This is a genomic window from Bacillus solitudinis, assembly GCF_002797395.1.
Classification (GTDB): Bacteria; Bacillota; Bacilli; order Bacillales; family Bacillaceae_D; genus Halalkalibacter_A; species Halalkalibacter_A solitudinis.
Map to the genome: position 1 here is coordinate 2651871 of NZ_KZ454943.1, position 14163 is coordinate 2666033.

Below are 14163 nucleotides of genomic sequence, written 5' to 3' on the forward strand. Positions count from 1 at the left end.
CAAGACAAAGCTACTTGGTCTGCTCCTGCGTGCTGCGCTACTCGTCGCAAGCTAGCAAGGAAGTATAATCAGGTCGTAAGCTTGGTGGCGATAGCGAAGAGGTCACACCCGTTCCCATGCCGAACACGGTCGTTAAGCTCTTCAGCGCCAATGGTAGTTGGGGGCTTCCCCCTGCGAGAGTAGGACGTTGCCAGGCGAAATTTTATTTATTCCACAGTAGCTCAGTGGTAGAGCTATCGGCTGTTAACCGATCGGTCGTAGGTTCGAGTCCTACCTGTGGAGCCAATACGGAGAGCTGTCCGAGCTGGCCGAAGGAGCACGATTGGAAATCGTGTAGGCGGCGTAAAACCGTCTCGAGGGTTCGAATCCCTCGCTCTCCGCCAGAGTCCTTTTTTAAAAAATGGCCCGTTGGTCAAGCGGTTAAGACACCGCCCTTTCACGGCGGTATCACGGGTTCGATTCCCGTACGGGTCACCATTTTTTCAAAAATAAGTATGGAGGATTAGCTCAGCTGGGAGAGCACCTGCCTTACAAGCAGGGGGTCGGCGGTTCGAACCCGTCATCCTCCACCATATCTATTCAATAACGTCGCGGGGTGGAGCAGTCTGGTAGCTCGTCGGGCTCATAACCCGAAGGTCGTAGGTTCAAATCCTTCCCCCGCAATTAAATTGGTCCGGTAGTTCAGTTGGTTAGAATGCCTGCCTGTCACGCAGGAGGTCGCGGGTTCGAGTCCCGTCCGGACCGCCATTTTTAAAATATATAGTTTTAGTATTATGGCTTGGTAGCTCAGTCGGTAGAGCAATGGACTGAAAATCCATGTGTCGGCGGTTCGATTCCGTCCCAAGCCACCATCTTATGCCGGTCTAGCTCAATTGGTAGAGCAACTGACTTGTAATCAGTAGGTTGGGGGTTCAAGTCCTCTGGCCGGCATCGTACTTATACCTTGAAACCAAAAGTTACCTATTGACTAAAAGTTTCATATTGTGTATTATAAGTATTGTTCCTTTGGAGGGGTAGCGAAGTGGCTAAACGCGGCGGACTGTAAATCCGCTCCTTTGGGTTCGGCGGTTCGAATCCGTCCCCCTCCACCATTTGTACTTAGGGGTATAGTTTAAAGGTAGAACAAAGGTCTCCAAAACCTTCGGTGTGGGTTCAATTCCTACTACCCCTGCCAATTATATTATGGCGATTGTGGCGAAGTGGTTAACGCACCGGATTGTGATTCCGGCATTCGTGGGTTCAATTCCCATCAGTCGCCCCATTTTAATTATTGGGCTATCGCCAAGCGGTAAGGCAACGGATTTTGATTCCGTCATGCGTTGGTTCGAATCCAGCTAGCCCAGCTTTATAAGCGGAAGTAGTTCAGTGGTAGAACACCACCTTGCCAAGGTGGGGGTCGCGAGTTCGAATCTCGTCTTCCGCTCCATTTTTTTGTCTGTTATAATGGCGGCATAGCCAAGTGGTAAGGCACGGGTCTGCAAAACCCTTATCCCCGGTTCAAATCCGGGTGCCGCCTCCATTATTTTTTTGCCGTGCCGGGGTGGTGGAATTGGCAGACACACAGGACTTAAAATCCTGCGGTAGGTGACTATCGTGCCGGTTCAAGTCCGGCCCTCGGCACCATTATTTTAATATTGCGCCCTTAGCTCAGCTGGATAGAGTGTTTGACTACGAATCAAAAGGTCGGGAGTTCGAATCTCTCAGGGCGCGCCATTTTTTGCCGGTGTGGCGGAATTGGCAGACGCGCACGACTCAAAATCGTGTTCCTTCTGGAGTGCCGGTTCGACCCCGGCCACCGGTATTTGAAAGTCAGTAATGACAACAAATCGCTTAATTTGAGCGATTTTTTTATTTGTCTAAAAACGTATATATGGCTTAAAGAAATTTTGAACAATAGGTATAAAAATTACTATGACCATAAGAATATGGCCACTATAACATCAGAAAGGACAGCTATCCGCATGAAAGCTTATGCTTGATAACTGTCCTTTCCTTTTTAGGTTATAATTGAGGAATCAGTTAGTTAGGAGTGAAAACATTGAAAACCATTGTAATAATCGGCGGAGGCATTACAGGATTAACTACGATGCACTATTTACAAAAGATAAAAGCAGAGCATAATCTAGATATCGAGTTAATCCTTTTAGAGAAAAATGATTACTTAGGTGGGAAAATACACACGGTTAAGCATGGAGAATTCATCATGGAAACTGGAGCGGATTCAATCGTTGCACGAAATGAAAGTGTCATGCCCCTAGTGAATGATTTAGGCTTAGAAGATGAGGTTACTTTTAATGCCACAGGTATTTCATATATTTATTCAAACGACAAATTGCATCCTATTCCGAAGGATACCTTTTTTGGAATTCCAACAAGTAAAGAATCTTTGTTTAGTAGTACGTTAATCTCTGAAGAAGGGAAACGTGTTGCATTAAAAGATTTTGAAACAGAAAATAAGTATTTTACCAAGGAAAGTTCTATTGGAGAATTTTTGGAATGTTTTCTGGGTGAAGAATTAGTTGAAAAGCAAATAGCACCTGTTATCTCAGGGGTCTATTCAGGTGGGCTAGACAAACTCACACTTGCTTCTACACTTCCATATTTGCTTGAGTATAAAAATAAATACGGTAGCATAATGAAAGGATTATCTTTAAACATAGAAAAATTTCAAGCTGCAAACAATAAAAAATTTCTGTCGTTTACTAACGGATTATCAACAATTATTACGAAGATCGAAGAAAATCTGAAAGAGTCTTCCATAGTAAAAGGCGTTACGATTACAGATATTAGCAAAAGTAATGATAAGTATGAGATTTTACTTTCAAAACATCGCCCAATCCAAGCAGATTACGTGGTTTTATCCACTCCACATCATATTTCTCAGAGCTTATTAAAAGATAGAGAATTGGATAAAGACTTTAATAAATTAACAAACTCTTCAATGATTAGCATTTATCTTGGATTTGATATTCCAGATGAACAGCTTCCTGCTGATGGCACTGGTTTCATTGTTTCAAAAAATAATCATATTCATTGTGACGCTTGCACATGGACGAGCAGAAAATGGGCACATACCTCAGATAAGGGTAATTTATTAGTCAGACTGTTTTATAAAAGTTCAAATCCATCCTTTGCTTCATTGAAGGATATGGACCAGAACGAATTTATTCAAGTTGCTTTAATGGATATTGAAAAAAGTTTAGGGATAGAAGGAAAACCCCGTGCTGTTCAAGTAACAAATTGGGATAATTTGATGCCAAATTACCATCTAGAGCATAATAAGGCGATTCGCTCCTTAAGTAAAAAAATGTCTTCTCTTTTCCCTAATGTAACTTTATCAGGTTCTTCTTATCATGGAGTTGGAATAGGAGCATGTATTAAAAATGGCAAAGAGACTGCCGAAGAGATTGGAAATAAATTATTAAGCGAAAATAGATAATATAGTAATTAATAAAAAAAGGCAACTTGCTTAGAAGCAGGTTGCCTTATTCTTATAGGGTTGGATTTGTATCGCTCACTTCTAATTAATTATTTAAATAACACATGGTATGTTAAGAACATCATTGATAGAATACCTGGGTTTTTCAGCTTTTTATTTGTCATGTGAATGCCCTCCTACTTGGTTTCTATTGGTTAATTAAATAATAACATGCTTTAAAATCACTGTAAGTGAGTGCGGTAGATTATATAACGAATAATATAGGTATCTAATATATACCTTTAGATAAATAACATTTAATAAGAAAAAAAGTTGAGAATCACTTTGCCCTACGTATATAATAAAAATGATTATCATTATTGTTTGTGACAGATAGAAAGAAGGAATAAATCATGATTCGGCGTTTCTTTTCATACTACAAGCCCTATAAAGGGTTATTTTATTTGGATTTTTCTTGTGCGGTTGTCGCGGGACTTTTGGAACTAGGTTTTCCACTTGTGGTTAATATTTTTATTGACCGGCTCTTACCGAGTGAAAATTGGACGCTTATTACATGGGCGTGTATTGGCCTACTTGTTCTGTATATGGTGAATGCTGGTCTACAGTATGTGGTGACATATTGGGGACATATGCTTGGTATTAATATTGAAACAGATATGCGCAAGAAGCTATTTGACCATGTTCAAAAGCTCTCTTTTCGGTATTTTGATAACCATAAAACGGGGCATCTTATGTCGAGGCTAACAAATGATTTAATGGAAATTGGTGAGGTTGCCCATCATGGTCCAGAAGATGTATTTCTAGCATTTATGACTTTGTTTGGTGCGTTCTTTGTGATGCTTTATATTAACTGGAAGATGGCCTTGTTAACATTTTTCGTTATTCCATTTTTGATTTGGTTGGCGGTTTATTTTAATAAGAAAATGACGGGCGCTTTCCGGAAACTATTTACGGATATTGCTGATTTTAATGCAAGGGTTGAAAATAATGTTGGGGGCATTCGAGTGGTCCAAGCATTTGGAAATGAAGAATATGAAAAAGCTCAATTTGCAGTGAATAACCAACGTTTCCGTTTAACGAAATTATTTTCTTATAAAATCATGGCGCAAAGTTCATCATTTAGCTATATGCTGATGAGACTTGTTTCTCTGTTTGTACTCGTGTGTGGCACGTATTTTGTCATTCAAGGTGAATTATCCTACGGTGAATTTATCGGATTTGTCCTATTAACAACAGTTTTATTTCGCCCTATTGAAAAAATTAACGCTGTTATTGAAAGCTATCCGAAGGGGATTGCTGGTTTTAAGCGCTATACAGAATTAATTGACATTGAACCCGATGTTGCCGATGCACCTGATGCTGTTGAAGTTGAACACCTAAAGGGGGATATTCACTATGATAAGGTTTCGTTTGGCTATGAAAATGAGAGCTCCATATTAGATAATATTCACCTTAGCATTAATGCAGGAGAGACCATTGCTTTTGTAGGTCCATCCGGTGCTGGTAAAACAACGTTATGCAGTCTGTTACCAAGGTTTTACGAGGTAACTGGTGGTAGTATTAGCGTGGATGGAATGGATATTCGTAAACTTAAGATGTCGTCTCTGCGCAAACAAATTGGCATTGTACAGCAAGATGTCTTTCTCTTTTCAGGGACTTTGCGAGAGAATATCGCATACGGAAAACTAGGGGCCAGTGAGGGTGAAATTTGGGAAGCAGCGAAGCAAGCACAGCTTGAGGAATTAATATTGTCACAACCAGAGGGTCTTGATACCGTAATTGGCGAGCGAGGAGTAAAGCTTTCTGGTGGGCAGAAACAGCGGCTGGCGATTGCCAGGATGTTTCTTAAAAACCCTCCGATTCTCATTTTGGATGAAGCGACATCTGCCCTTGATACTGAAACGGAGCTAGCTATTCAGCAATCACTTCGAGAATTATCTGAAGGACGGACAACTCTTGTTATTGCACATCGTCTTGCAACGATTAAGGATGCAGATAAAATTGTTGTTGTTACAAAGGAAGGTATTAGCGAGCAAGGTAGTCATGAAGAGCTGCTCGCAAGGGATGGTGCATATCGTAAATTATACCGTGCCCAGTTTGCGATAAAGTGAGGAATCAATTCGAAGTTGTTTCTGTTTGTTTTTAAATAGAGGCAACTTCTTTTTAAGTTAAATTCATAATTTTGAAGGTTTATGATAGGTATGTAAAGAAGAGATTATTATTGTAAGCGCTATATATACCAGATTAAGAGGATGAGAGGAATGATAAATTATGAGTAATGTAGTTCAAGGTGAATTACTTGATAGGGACCTTCATCCAACTGTTATGGCGTATTATTTTAAGCAATGGCTGGACTTTCAGATGGATAACCATACTCATGATGGAATTGAAATCATGTATGTCATTTGTGGGACAAGTAAAGTGACGATTAACGAGGAATCATTTGAAATGAAAAAAGGCGACCTTGTTATCTTAGATGCGACCATTCCTCACCGGCTACATGTTGAAAAAAACTCCCCATGCCGAATGTTAAATGTAGAATTTATTTTTACCAATAGGGAATCTGCATTTCCCTCTATACGTGAATTAGCGAAAGAGGCTGGTGAGATTGCTACATTATTTGGTCCTCAATTAACTTACTTCGTAACAAAGGATACAAATGATATTTTCGTCACGTTGAAAAGTTTAGTTCTTGAACTCGACCGCAGACAATCAAATCAACAGATGATGATCCAACTATTGCTTGCTGAATTATTAATTCGTATTGCACGTTTGGTAGATGAAAAAGAAAAGATGATTCAACAGCCATCTGATTTATATGTCAAAAAAACAATTGATTACATTCATCAAAATTACGATTGTGAGATTCAAGTTAAGGATATCGCGGCTGCGGTTAATTTACACTCGGGCTATTTACATCGTATTTTCAAAGCAAATGTAGGGCAGACAATTATGGAATACTTAACTGAGCTAAGGATGTCCAGGGCAAAGATGCTTTTAATGAATACAGATATTCCAATTATTGAAATATCTGATTATGTAGGGATAAACAGTCGGCAATATTTCAGTACAGTGTTCAAAAAGTATACAGGAAAGACACCAAATGATTTCCGAAAAGAAGTGAATGTTGAGAAGCGAAAGCCAGCATATTAAAGAAGTGGGTTTAATACGAAGCTTTATCAGGTCTCAAGTCATTAGACAGAAAGTTGTACTTATTATCATCCTATAACTAAATACCCTCTGCAACTGACAAATTTTTATGTAAAGAAGAAAAAAGTTAAAACCATTTTCTTCTTGAATTTAGTTGGGGATAATCGAATAGCTTAGGCTTACTTACAGCGATATTGTTATTAGTTGAGTTCCGTTTTTCCTTATCTCTATCTATTAAAGAATCAAGCTTTTGAATAGCCTTTTCTAGTTCTTCTTCATTTAAATCACCCCGTGCATATAAACTACATATTATGCCATAAGCAATTGCTTTTGTATCAATGTCTACTTTTACTGTAAGGTCAACTTCTGAGTTTCCACTATGCCCCACCATTGTATTAATTTTGTTTTCTTCAGGTCCCTGCATATTTTATCCTCCTAATATTGGAAAGGGATACTAGAAAGCTAGTATCCCTTATTAGATGTTTCTTAAATGTCTAGTTCTTGATCTTGTTCTTGGTCTGAATCAGCATCTGATCTTGCACGTACTCTGGCTCGTGAGTCACTATCAACAGTTATATCTACATCCAACCTAGAGTTTCCACTATTAAAAACTTTAGCTCGGGCGATACTTGTGTTTTTGTCTTTTAAACTAATATCATTTTCATTATCAAGATCATTATCAAGTCTAGAGTCTAGTTCCGTATCTACATCAACGTTACTGCGTACATTACTGTCAGCATTATTCCTTGAACCGCTTCTATTACCGAATACGTCTGGGTTTCTCCATACTCCACTCATTGTCTCCCTCCTTTCGAAATAGACTTAATATAATATATTCAAATTAACAATTTATGATTGGACAACTGTATGAAGATACTAGCGTATTTATTAGAAGATGGTTAGAAAACCATTAGTATTTTTTTATATATTGTGATAAAGGAAACATATTCTTAGATTTATCTCCCTTCTATGTTGGGACTATGTGACCGAACTTCATTTAAAATAGAAACATTCTGCACAAGAAATGAACTCGTTACAGTTTTATGATTGCAACGTATTAGATTAATTATTTGAAACATAATAAAACGTATTATTAAACAATAGTCGTTACACTATCCTAATTAATAAAATTTTGAAAGAGCAGGTGCTTCTATTTGCAATTATCGCCTAAAATATACCACTCATTTATTAGACCAAAATGGACAACTGAAAAATATATTCATAATCATATTCGACAGCACTTTAATTTCACAAATAAAAAAATTCTCGATTTTGGAGCCGGTACCGGTGCTAATTGCACGTTATGTTCGCCTTCTTACTATTTAGGGCTTGACCCCGATTCTCACAGAATTAATTTTGCAAAAGGTATGTATCCCCATTATCAGTTTGAAGTTTTTACGGGGAACGAACTTCCAGTAGACGATAATAGCTTTGATTTCATTTTAATCATTGCTGTGCTACATCACATTCCTCCAGAAACCATCCACTGCTATGTTAAGGAATTTAAAAGAATGTTAAAACCAGATGGAAGAATCGTCTTAATTGAACCTTGCTTTTTTGATAAATCCCCGATTGGTAATTGGTTTATGAATTATTATGATAAAGGGGACTATATTCAAAGAGAAGAGGATTATTTAAATTACTTTATTAAAGAAAATTTCCGTTGCAATGTGTTAAAAAGGTTTAAAAAATGCTTTCTTTATAATGAGCTGTATTTTACTGCCTCATTATAATTTCTTTATTCATACCTCCTGAAAGTCTTACTAACATTAATATGCCTCTTTGGCTCAATAAGTCAGAAAAGCTATAGTCATTTAATGATTCAAATAATACTTATTCTATTTTTCTCAGGTCAAAAAACAACGTCTATTCTTTAGATGCAAGAGCAACGTCACTGTTTATTGAGTTAACACTTGAAGCGTATCGAAAAGGTTTTGAGCCGGAAGAATTTGACTGTAAAAAAAGGATTTTCCAGTGATGAAGTAACCTTTTTAGATGGCGTGTGACATTTCAATCAGGAGCAGAGCAATTCCTTGGCAAGCGAGTTTTCCTGAGAGGTTTATTCGTACAGGTTTTTTGGAGATGCTAACCGATGCGATTATCGAGGGCTTTTATTAGGCTGTTGGTGTGTGGTGCCAAAAGCATGGTAAGGTCTTTATTGCTCATTTAAAAGTGGAAGAAAACCCATTCTTTCAGCTGATTTATAGTGGTTCAAGCTTTCAAGTGTTAGAAGGGTGTTACATTACCAGCAATTGATATATTGGAACGTTTTCCAGCAAATTACTAAGCCAAGAATGGTTCCATCGATTTCTGTCAGCAAGGAAGAGGCAGTACTTTGGTGGAAGCAATTGAAGGTTCTAGCTGGGCAATTATTCCAAGCCTTCCGTATGAGTAAGTATGGTGAATATGAACTAGACGGCAAACCTGAATTAATTCTACCTTACCCTCATTTGAAAAGCTTAGGTAGCAGCAAGAAGTTAATTAAGATAAATGATTATATCAAGAGCAGAAGCACAGCTATCTACTTTTTTTGTTAATGTGTATTCAGAAGTGGTTCGTTTAAAAACTTAAAAACGCCTTTAGTTCCTCAAGACAATGAAAAACCTATTCGTATGATAAGTTACTAGAAATCCTTAAATTAGTTAAGACACCTTAAATTAATATCGATAGCTTAGTTAGTAATTTCTCTTACTAATTAAGCTATTTTTATTTGCGGTAATAGTTAATCAGTTATGGACAGGCTTTCGACCTAATTTAAATAGTAAGCCCTTTCACGAAGCAGGTCGAATAATTTAGAATAATCCGTTGTGTAACCAAGGATTGAACAAATCGCGATGAAGATTGTCGTTTTTTGTCGCTTAGTTTACATGCTTATTTAAAGGATATGTCCTAATTTAAAAACGGGAGAAAAGGCCTACTGTTTATAGTTGTTTATAAATAAAAAGTGTCTTGAAAGAGCTGGCAATTGGTAACTTAAAATAAAAAGAGTGAAGCTGAGCTTACAAATTAAATAGTTTCTAACTAGCGGTTTGGAGAGTCGGACTGCTTTTATTTTTTTGTTATTTCAATGTAATTGTGACTTTATACACTAGTCACTAGACCTTTTTCAATAAAGAAAAGTAAGTAAAGGACATTGATAATTTAGTAAGATTTGACAGGTGCTCTCAGTTATATAAAATACTTGTGAAACCTATGTAATTATTTTACATCATAATAATGTCTCAGCTTTAGAGAAAGAGAGGGCGTCGTATGCTGGAGTCAAAACGGAGAGCAATTATATTTTTAGTGCTCGCTTTCTTATTAGCCGTTGTCGCTGGTTTTGTTTTTTTACAGAAAGTCAGTGCAATTAATTCAGAGCTCGGAGGAATGACAGAGGTTTTTGTTGCAAACAAAGAAGTTTACTCAAGAGCTCTTATTTCTCCTGAGGACGTGATGGTGATGAGCATCCCGAATCGATTCGTAACAGAGTCTCATATTGTTGATTACCAAGACCTTCAGAATAAAGTGTCGATTGTTCCTCTATCAGAAGGGGATTTAATTACAAAAAATATGCTGAAGGACTATGCGCAATTGCAGAATGAAGAAAATCGATTGATTACTGTTATGGCAGGAACGAGTGTTGTGTTTGATCAACAATTAGAAGCAATGGATAGGGTAGATATTATCGTATCTGAAAATTTTGATGGAAAACCAAACACTACTCTATTTATGAGGGATGTTCTTGTCGCAAGAGTAGCAAGTTCTGGAGGAGAATTTCAAGGAGTTCAACTCGAAATGTCGGTAGAACAGGCACAGCCTTTTATTCATCGTCAAAACTATGCTGATCAGATGAGACTTTTAAAATCTAATATTGGTCGAGAAAATAATGAAGAATCGGTTGAAGATGAGCCGGTGACTGAATCAAAGGAAAGCGTGGAGAAAGAAAAGTCCGAGGAAACGCCTAAAGAAGAAAAGCCAAAGAAGGATGAGCCAGCGCCTATAAAGGAAGAGTCTGAAGAAAAAAACGATGATAACAAAAGACAGGAGTAAGGTAGGATGAGCGTACTAAATATACTAATCGTGTGTGAGGAGGAAGAGTTCAGTTCCCTCATTCGTTCAAAGTTACCAGAAGAACATAAGGTAACGGTTGTATCGAAGAAAGATGTAGGGCCTGAAATTGACCGGATTTCTCCAGATTTAGTCTTCGTTATTGAAGAGGACGATGCAAAAGGGATAGAAATCATCCAAACGATTCAAGCAGAGTACGAGGCAACGTATTTGATTTATTTCAGTCACAACCAGGATTTTGTGGCTTTAAGAGATGTGATTCGAGCAGGAGCAAATGATTACTTTGTTTTACCTGAGGAACTCGATATTTTCGCACAGAAATTCAGTTCAATAGCTGAAACGGCTGTCAGTCAAAGTGATGATGGTGGAGTGAAGGCTTTTCGTCGAGGAAAAGGAAAGGTCTATTCCTTTTTTAGTGGAAAAGGTGGTAGCGGAACAACACTTATGTCTCTATCCTTTGCTCAAACATTAAAGCTTGAATCAACGGCGAATGTTCTATTTATTGATTTGAATTTGCAATATGGTGGAGCGGAAACATTTTTGGGGATTGAGAGTCACCGTTCACTTGCCGATCTTATTCCTGTTATGAATGAGTTAAATGAAATGCATATTCGGAATGCCCTTGAATTTGAAAAACATTCTAGGCTGGAATTGTTGCTAAGTCCGTGTGACGCAGAGGCAGCAGAAGAAATGAATGAAGTGTTTATTTCTAAGCTTATCCGAACATGCCGCCGCTTTTACGATTTCGTCATTATTGATTTACCTCATTCAATGAATGTTAATACATATACAGCAATAGAAGAGTCAGACAAAATCTATTATGTCCTAACTCTTGATACACCATCCTTTAAACTATTTCAACGAATTGAAGAGTTGTTCCAACGTTTGACTGTTCAAACAGAAGACAGACTTGAGTTTATTGTTAATAAGGTAAACAAAGACAATGAAATTAAACCAGTTGATTTAAAGAGTTTAGTGAATTTCCCAGTTGCTTTAGAAGTTAGGAAGGATATTAAAGGTGTTCAGTCTGCGGTGAATGTAGGTGAACCTATGCATAAGTCAGTAGATGATAAAAAGCTCCCTTTACCAGCAAAGGACCTTCGTAAATGGATTCGTGCTTTCTTAAAGTAAACAAGTGTTTAAAGGCAAGTCATTAACCTCGGGTGAAGATTCGTAAACTTCGGCACTCGACATTTTTTGCTGTCCTCCTTTATAAGTCGTGATTAAAACTAATGAGGTGAAAAAGATGTCTCTTTTTAAACGCAAACAAGAACAACTAGAAGAAGGAAGCGCTATACGTCAGGAAGAGGTTTCTTATCAACAGGAAGACCCATATCTCAATCAACTGGTTGACCACTATAAAAATCGTTTGTTAACGGAAGCTAATTTAGAGCAATTAACAAGTTTAAACCAACGAGAGATGCGGTTATCAATCGAACGTTTTATTTCCAAGTTTATGAGTGAAGAGAAGGTTATTCTTACTCGTCATAAAAAAGAACAGCTTCTAACAAAGCTGATTGATGAATCGGTAGGTTATGGGCCACTTGAATCCCTTCTATATGATGAAAATATAACGGAAATATTAATAAATGGACCTAATCAAGTACATATTGAAAAACAAGGTCAGCTTCAACAAATTGATATGAAATTTCGAAATGAAGAGCATCTCCGTCATATTATTGACCGAGTGGTTGCTCCGCTTGGCAGACGTATTGATGAAAGTTCGCCAATGGTTGATGCCCGGTTAGCGGATGGAAGTCGGGTTAATGCGGTCATTCCGCCAATAAGTTTAAACGGTACGCTAATTTCGATTCGGAAATTTCGAAAGGACCCTTTCAAGATTGATGAATTGATTGAATTTGAATCAATGACTTCTGACATGGCAATCTTTTTAAAATCCATCATCCAAGCAAAGACAAATGTCTTGATATCAGGGGGTACGGGGAGTGGGAAGACGACATTACTAAATGCGTTAGCTGCAGCTATTCCTGGAGATGAGAGGGTTATTACGATCGAGGATTCTGCCGAATTGAAGCTTGACCGGCCGAATGTAGTTGGGATGGAAGCACGACCGCCAAATGTCGAGGGCCGTGGGGAAATCTCAATCCGGCAGCTTGTGAAAAATGCATTACGAATGCGTCCAGATCGAATTATCGTCGGAGAAGTGCGTGGTTCTGAAGCCTTTGATATGCTCCAGGCGATGAATACTGGTCATGAAGGTTCAATGACGACAGTGCATGCGAATTCACCGAGAGATGCACTTGGAAGGGTCGAAGGAATGGTGATAATGGCAGGAATGGACTTACCATCCTCTGTGATTCGTGAATACATCGTCGGGGCCGTTGATTTTATTGTCCAAGGAGACCGGTTGTCAGATGGTAAGCGAAAAATTTTATCAATAAGTGAGATTAAAACAGCTGAAAATGGTCAAGTAGAGGTCAATGAAATCTTTACTTACAGGCGAACAGGCGTCGGAGAGAACGGTGCAGTTTTAGGCTATCACACAGCGACGGGGTTTAAACCAAATTGCCTTCCACGTTTAAGGGCATTTGGTATTGAAATGAATGAAGCTATTTTTGAACCGAGGAGTGAGGCAAATGAGTGAAGCCATACTCATGACGGTTGCAATCTTTACTGGCTTTATCGGAATTTATTACTTTTTAGAATACCGCGCCACCAAAAAGGTATGGAGACGCAAGGTTGAGAGCTGGTATACATACGGCCAGAAGCGAAAAAGCTTTATCGTTGTTTTAGGAGATCGCTTTGACCAAACACCATTTGCTGCAAAAATGGAGAGTAAGCTAAAAAAGTCAAACATTGGCCTTACCCCTTCAGAATTTTATGGACTTCTTTTTGTTGGAGCAATGGCCCTTACACTTATTATCAGCAACGTGTTAAATATGGGGATCATGGTTTCATTTTCCCTCTCGCTTTTAGCAGTGCAAGGGATTCAGATTCTTTTGTTTATCGTTCGTAGTAATAAATATCAAGAGCAGTTGAACAGACAACTTTCTGAGATTTGTAGAATGCTAGCGAATGCGACACGTTCGGGTATGACCATTCAACAGGGAATTGATTTAGTTGCGAAAGAAATGGCATATCCTGCGAGTGAAGAATTTAAAAGACTTTCTCAAGAAATGAGATTAGGTGTAAGTTTTGAACGTGCGATGATACAGCTCCAAGAACGAGTGGATTCAAGAGATTTCAAATTGTTTATTGCTACACTGCAAATTCAAAAGCGTGCTGGTGGGAATTTATCTGAAGTTCTAGAAGAGATGTCGATTACGCTTGAAGAAAGAAAAATTCTTCAGCAAACAATTCAGACGATGACCGCAGAGCAACGTTATATCGCATGGATTCTTCCACTAATGCCGATTCTTCTAATCTTCATTATGAATTCAATTATGGAAGGATTCATTGATCCACTGTTCAGTCTAGTAGGTGCCTTTCTTTTGGCGATTTTCGCTACGAGTACAATCATCACTTATTTTTTAATTAAAAAAGTAACGAACATAAGGGTGTAGCGA

General features: G+C 38.2%; 11 protein-coding genes, 17 tRNA genes and 1 rRNA gene. 27 read left to right on the forward strand and 2 right to left on the reverse strand.

Features of this window, described 5'->3' with window-relative positions:
* Positions 1-80 precede the first annotated feature (80 nt).
* From rrf to CEF19_RS12955, 21 genes are all read left to right on the forward strand, one after another.
* A 5S ribosomal RNA gene (rrf, locus tag CEF19_RS12855) occupies positions 81-196 on the forward strand.
* 14 nt (positions 197-210) lie between these two features.
* A tRNA-Asn gene (locus CEF19_RS12860) sits at positions 211-285 on the forward strand.
* A 4-nt stretch (positions 286-289) separates the two neighbouring features.
* Positions 290-383: transfer RNA gene (locus tag CEF19_RS12865), tRNA-Ser, on the forward strand.
* A 19-nt stretch (positions 384-402) separates the two neighbouring features.
* Positions 403-477: transfer RNA gene (locus CEF19_RS12870), tRNA-Glu, on the forward strand.
* A 19-nt stretch (positions 478-496) separates the two neighbouring features.
* A tRNA-Val gene (locus tag CEF19_RS12875) sits at positions 497-572 on the forward strand.
* Between the two features lie 17 nt (positions 573-589).
* Positions 590-663, forward strand: a tRNA-Met gene (locus CEF19_RS12880).
* A 7-nt stretch (positions 664-670) separates the two neighbouring features.
* Positions 671-747 (forward strand) — tRNA-Asp (locus CEF19_RS12885).
* Positions 748-775: 28 nt separating this feature from the next.
* A tRNA-Phe gene (locus CEF19_RS12890) sits at positions 776-851 on the forward strand.
* A gap of 6 nt (positions 852-857) precedes the next feature.
* Positions 858-930 (forward strand) — tRNA-Thr (locus CEF19_RS12895).
* 77 nt (positions 931-1007) lie between these two features.
* Positions 1008-1091 (forward strand) — tRNA-Tyr (locus CEF19_RS12900).
* A gap of 9 nt (positions 1092-1100) precedes the next feature.
* Positions 1101-1174 (forward strand) — tRNA-Trp (locus CEF19_RS12905).
* An 11-nt stretch (positions 1175-1185) separates the two neighbouring features.
* Positions 1186-1261: transfer RNA gene (locus CEF19_RS12910), tRNA-His, on the forward strand.
* A gap of 10 nt (positions 1262-1271) precedes the next feature.
* Positions 1272-1343, forward strand: a tRNA-Gln gene (locus CEF19_RS12915).
* 8 nt (positions 1344-1351) lie between these two features.
* Positions 1352-1426: transfer RNA gene (locus tag CEF19_RS12920), tRNA-Gly, on the forward strand.
* Between the two features lie 19 nt (positions 1427-1445).
* Positions 1446-1519: transfer RNA gene (locus CEF19_RS12925), tRNA-Cys, on the forward strand.
* 15 nt (positions 1520-1534) lie between these two features.
* Positions 1535-1623, forward strand: a tRNA-Leu gene (locus CEF19_RS12930).
* 13 nt (positions 1624-1636) lie between these two features.
* A tRNA-Arg gene (locus CEF19_RS12935) sits at positions 1637-1713 on the forward strand.
* Positions 1714-1719: 6 nt separating this feature from the next.
* Positions 1720-1801 (forward strand) — tRNA-Leu (locus CEF19_RS12940).
* A gap of 237 nt (positions 1802-2038) precedes the next feature.
* Positions 2039-3439 carry a protoporphyrinogen oxidase gene (locus CEF19_RS12945; protein WP_100406423.1) on the forward strand — a complete coding sequence of 467 codons (1401 nt, stop codon included), beginning with the start codon at positions 2039-2041 and terminating at the stop codon, positions 3437-3439.
* Positions 3440-3831: 392 nt separating this feature from the next.
* A complete protein-coding gene (locus CEF19_RS12950; RefSeq protein ID WP_100406424.1) occupies positions 3832-5550 on the forward strand; it encodes an ABC transporter ATP-binding protein in 1719 nt (572 codons plus the stop codon).
* 160 nt (positions 5551-5710) lie between these two features.
* The gene (locus tag CEF19_RS12955; RefSeq protein ID WP_100406425.1) at positions 5711-6592 is read left to right on the forward strand and encodes an AraC family transcriptional regulator; all 882 of its coding nucleotides are present in this window, start codon (positions 5711-5713) and stop codon (positions 6590-6592) included.
* 124 nt (positions 6593-6716) lie between these two features.
* On the opposite strand, the gene CEF19_RS12960 is transcribed toward CEF19_RS12955, so the two are convergent.
* Both CEF19_RS12960 and CEF19_RS12965 read right to left on the reverse strand, forming a co-directional pair.
* Positions 6717-7013, reverse strand: a complete 297-nt coding sequence (locus tag CEF19_RS12960) for a hypothetical protein (RefSeq protein ID WP_100406426.1) — start codon at positions 7011-7013, stop codon at positions 6717-6719.
* Positions 7014-7075: 62 nt separating this feature from the next.
* Entirely contained in the window at positions 7076-7387 is a 312-nt protein-coding gene (locus CEF19_RS12965) for a hypothetical protein (protein ID WP_100406427.1), read from the reverse strand.
* A 356-nt stretch (positions 7388-7743) separates the two neighbouring features.
* Here CEF19_RS12965 and CEF19_RS12970 point away from each other — a divergent pair, with 356 nt between their 5' ends.
* The 6 genes from CEF19_RS12970 to CEF19_RS12995 all read left to right on the forward strand — a co-directional run bounded on the left by CEF19_RS12970 (position 7744) and on the right by CEF19_RS12995 (position 14160).
* Positions 7744-8322, forward strand: a complete 579-nt coding sequence (locus CEF19_RS12970; RefSeq protein ID WP_100406428.1) for a class I SAM-dependent methyltransferase — start codon at positions 7744-7746, stop codon at positions 8320-8322.
* Between the two features lie 501 nt (positions 8323-8823).
* Complete coding sequence (locus tag CEF19_RS12975) at positions 8824-9126, forward strand: hypothetical protein (protein ID WP_100406429.1); 303 nt, start codon at positions 8824-8826, stop codon at positions 9124-9126.
* Between the two features lie 712 nt (positions 9127-9838).
* Positions 9839-10618, forward strand: coding sequence for a CpaB family protein (locus CEF19_RS12980; RefSeq protein WP_100406430.1), 780 nt, complete (start codon positions 9839-9841; stop codon positions 10616-10618).
* Positions 10619-10624: 6 nt separating this feature from the next.
* Positions 10625-11767, forward strand: a complete 1143-nt coding sequence (locus CEF19_RS12985) for a CpaE/TadZ family protein (RefSeq protein WP_100406431.1) — start codon at positions 10625-10627, stop codon at positions 11765-11767.
* 115 nt (positions 11768-11882) lie between these two features.
* Positions 11883-13241 carry a TadA family conjugal transfer-associated ATPase gene (locus tag CEF19_RS12990; RefSeq protein WP_100406432.1) on the forward strand — a complete coding sequence of 453 codons (1359 nt, stop codon included), beginning with the start codon at positions 11883-11885 and terminating at the stop codon, positions 13239-13241.
* Positions 13234-14160, forward strand: coding sequence for a type II secretion system F family protein (locus CEF19_RS12995; protein ID WP_100406433.1), 927 nt, complete (start codon positions 13234-13236; stop codon positions 14158-14160). The genes CEF19_RS12990 and CEF19_RS12995 overlap by 8 nt, the downstream gene beginning before the upstream one ends.
* The last annotated feature ends 3 nt before the right edge of the window (positions 14161-14163 follow it).

Coding starts and splice junctions, on each gene's coding strand:
- CEF19_RS12995 (WP_100406433.1), top strand. CDS start 13,234: ATGAGTGAAGCCATACTCATGACGGTTGCAATCTTTACTGGCTTTATC.
- CEF19_RS12985 (WP_100406431.1), top strand. CDS start 10,625: ATGAGCGTACTAAATATACTAATCGTGTGTGAGGAGGAAGAGTTCAGT.
- CEF19_RS12980 (WP_100406430.1), top strand. CDS start 9,839: ATGCTGGAGTCAAAACGGAGAGCAATTATATTTTTAGTGCTCGCTTTC.
- CEF19_RS12955 (WP_100406425.1), top strand. CDS start 5,711: ATGAGTAATGTAGTTCAAGGTGAATTACTTGATAGGGACCTTCATCCA.
- CEF19_RS12965 (WP_100406427.1), bottom strand. CDS start 7,387: ATGAGTGGAGTATGGAGAAACCCAGACGTATTCGGTAATAGAAGCGGT.
- CEF19_RS12950 (WP_100406424.1), top strand. CDS start 3,832: ATGATTCGGCGTTTCTTTTCATACTACAAGCCCTATAAAGGGTTATTT.
- CEF19_RS12990 (WP_100406432.1), top strand. CDS start 11,883: ATGTCTCTTTTTAAACGCAAACAAGAACAACTAGAAGAAGGAAGCGCT.
- CEF19_RS12960 (WP_100406426.1), bottom strand. CDS start 7,013: ATGCAGGGACCTGAAGAAAACAAAATTAATACAATGGTGGGGCATAGT.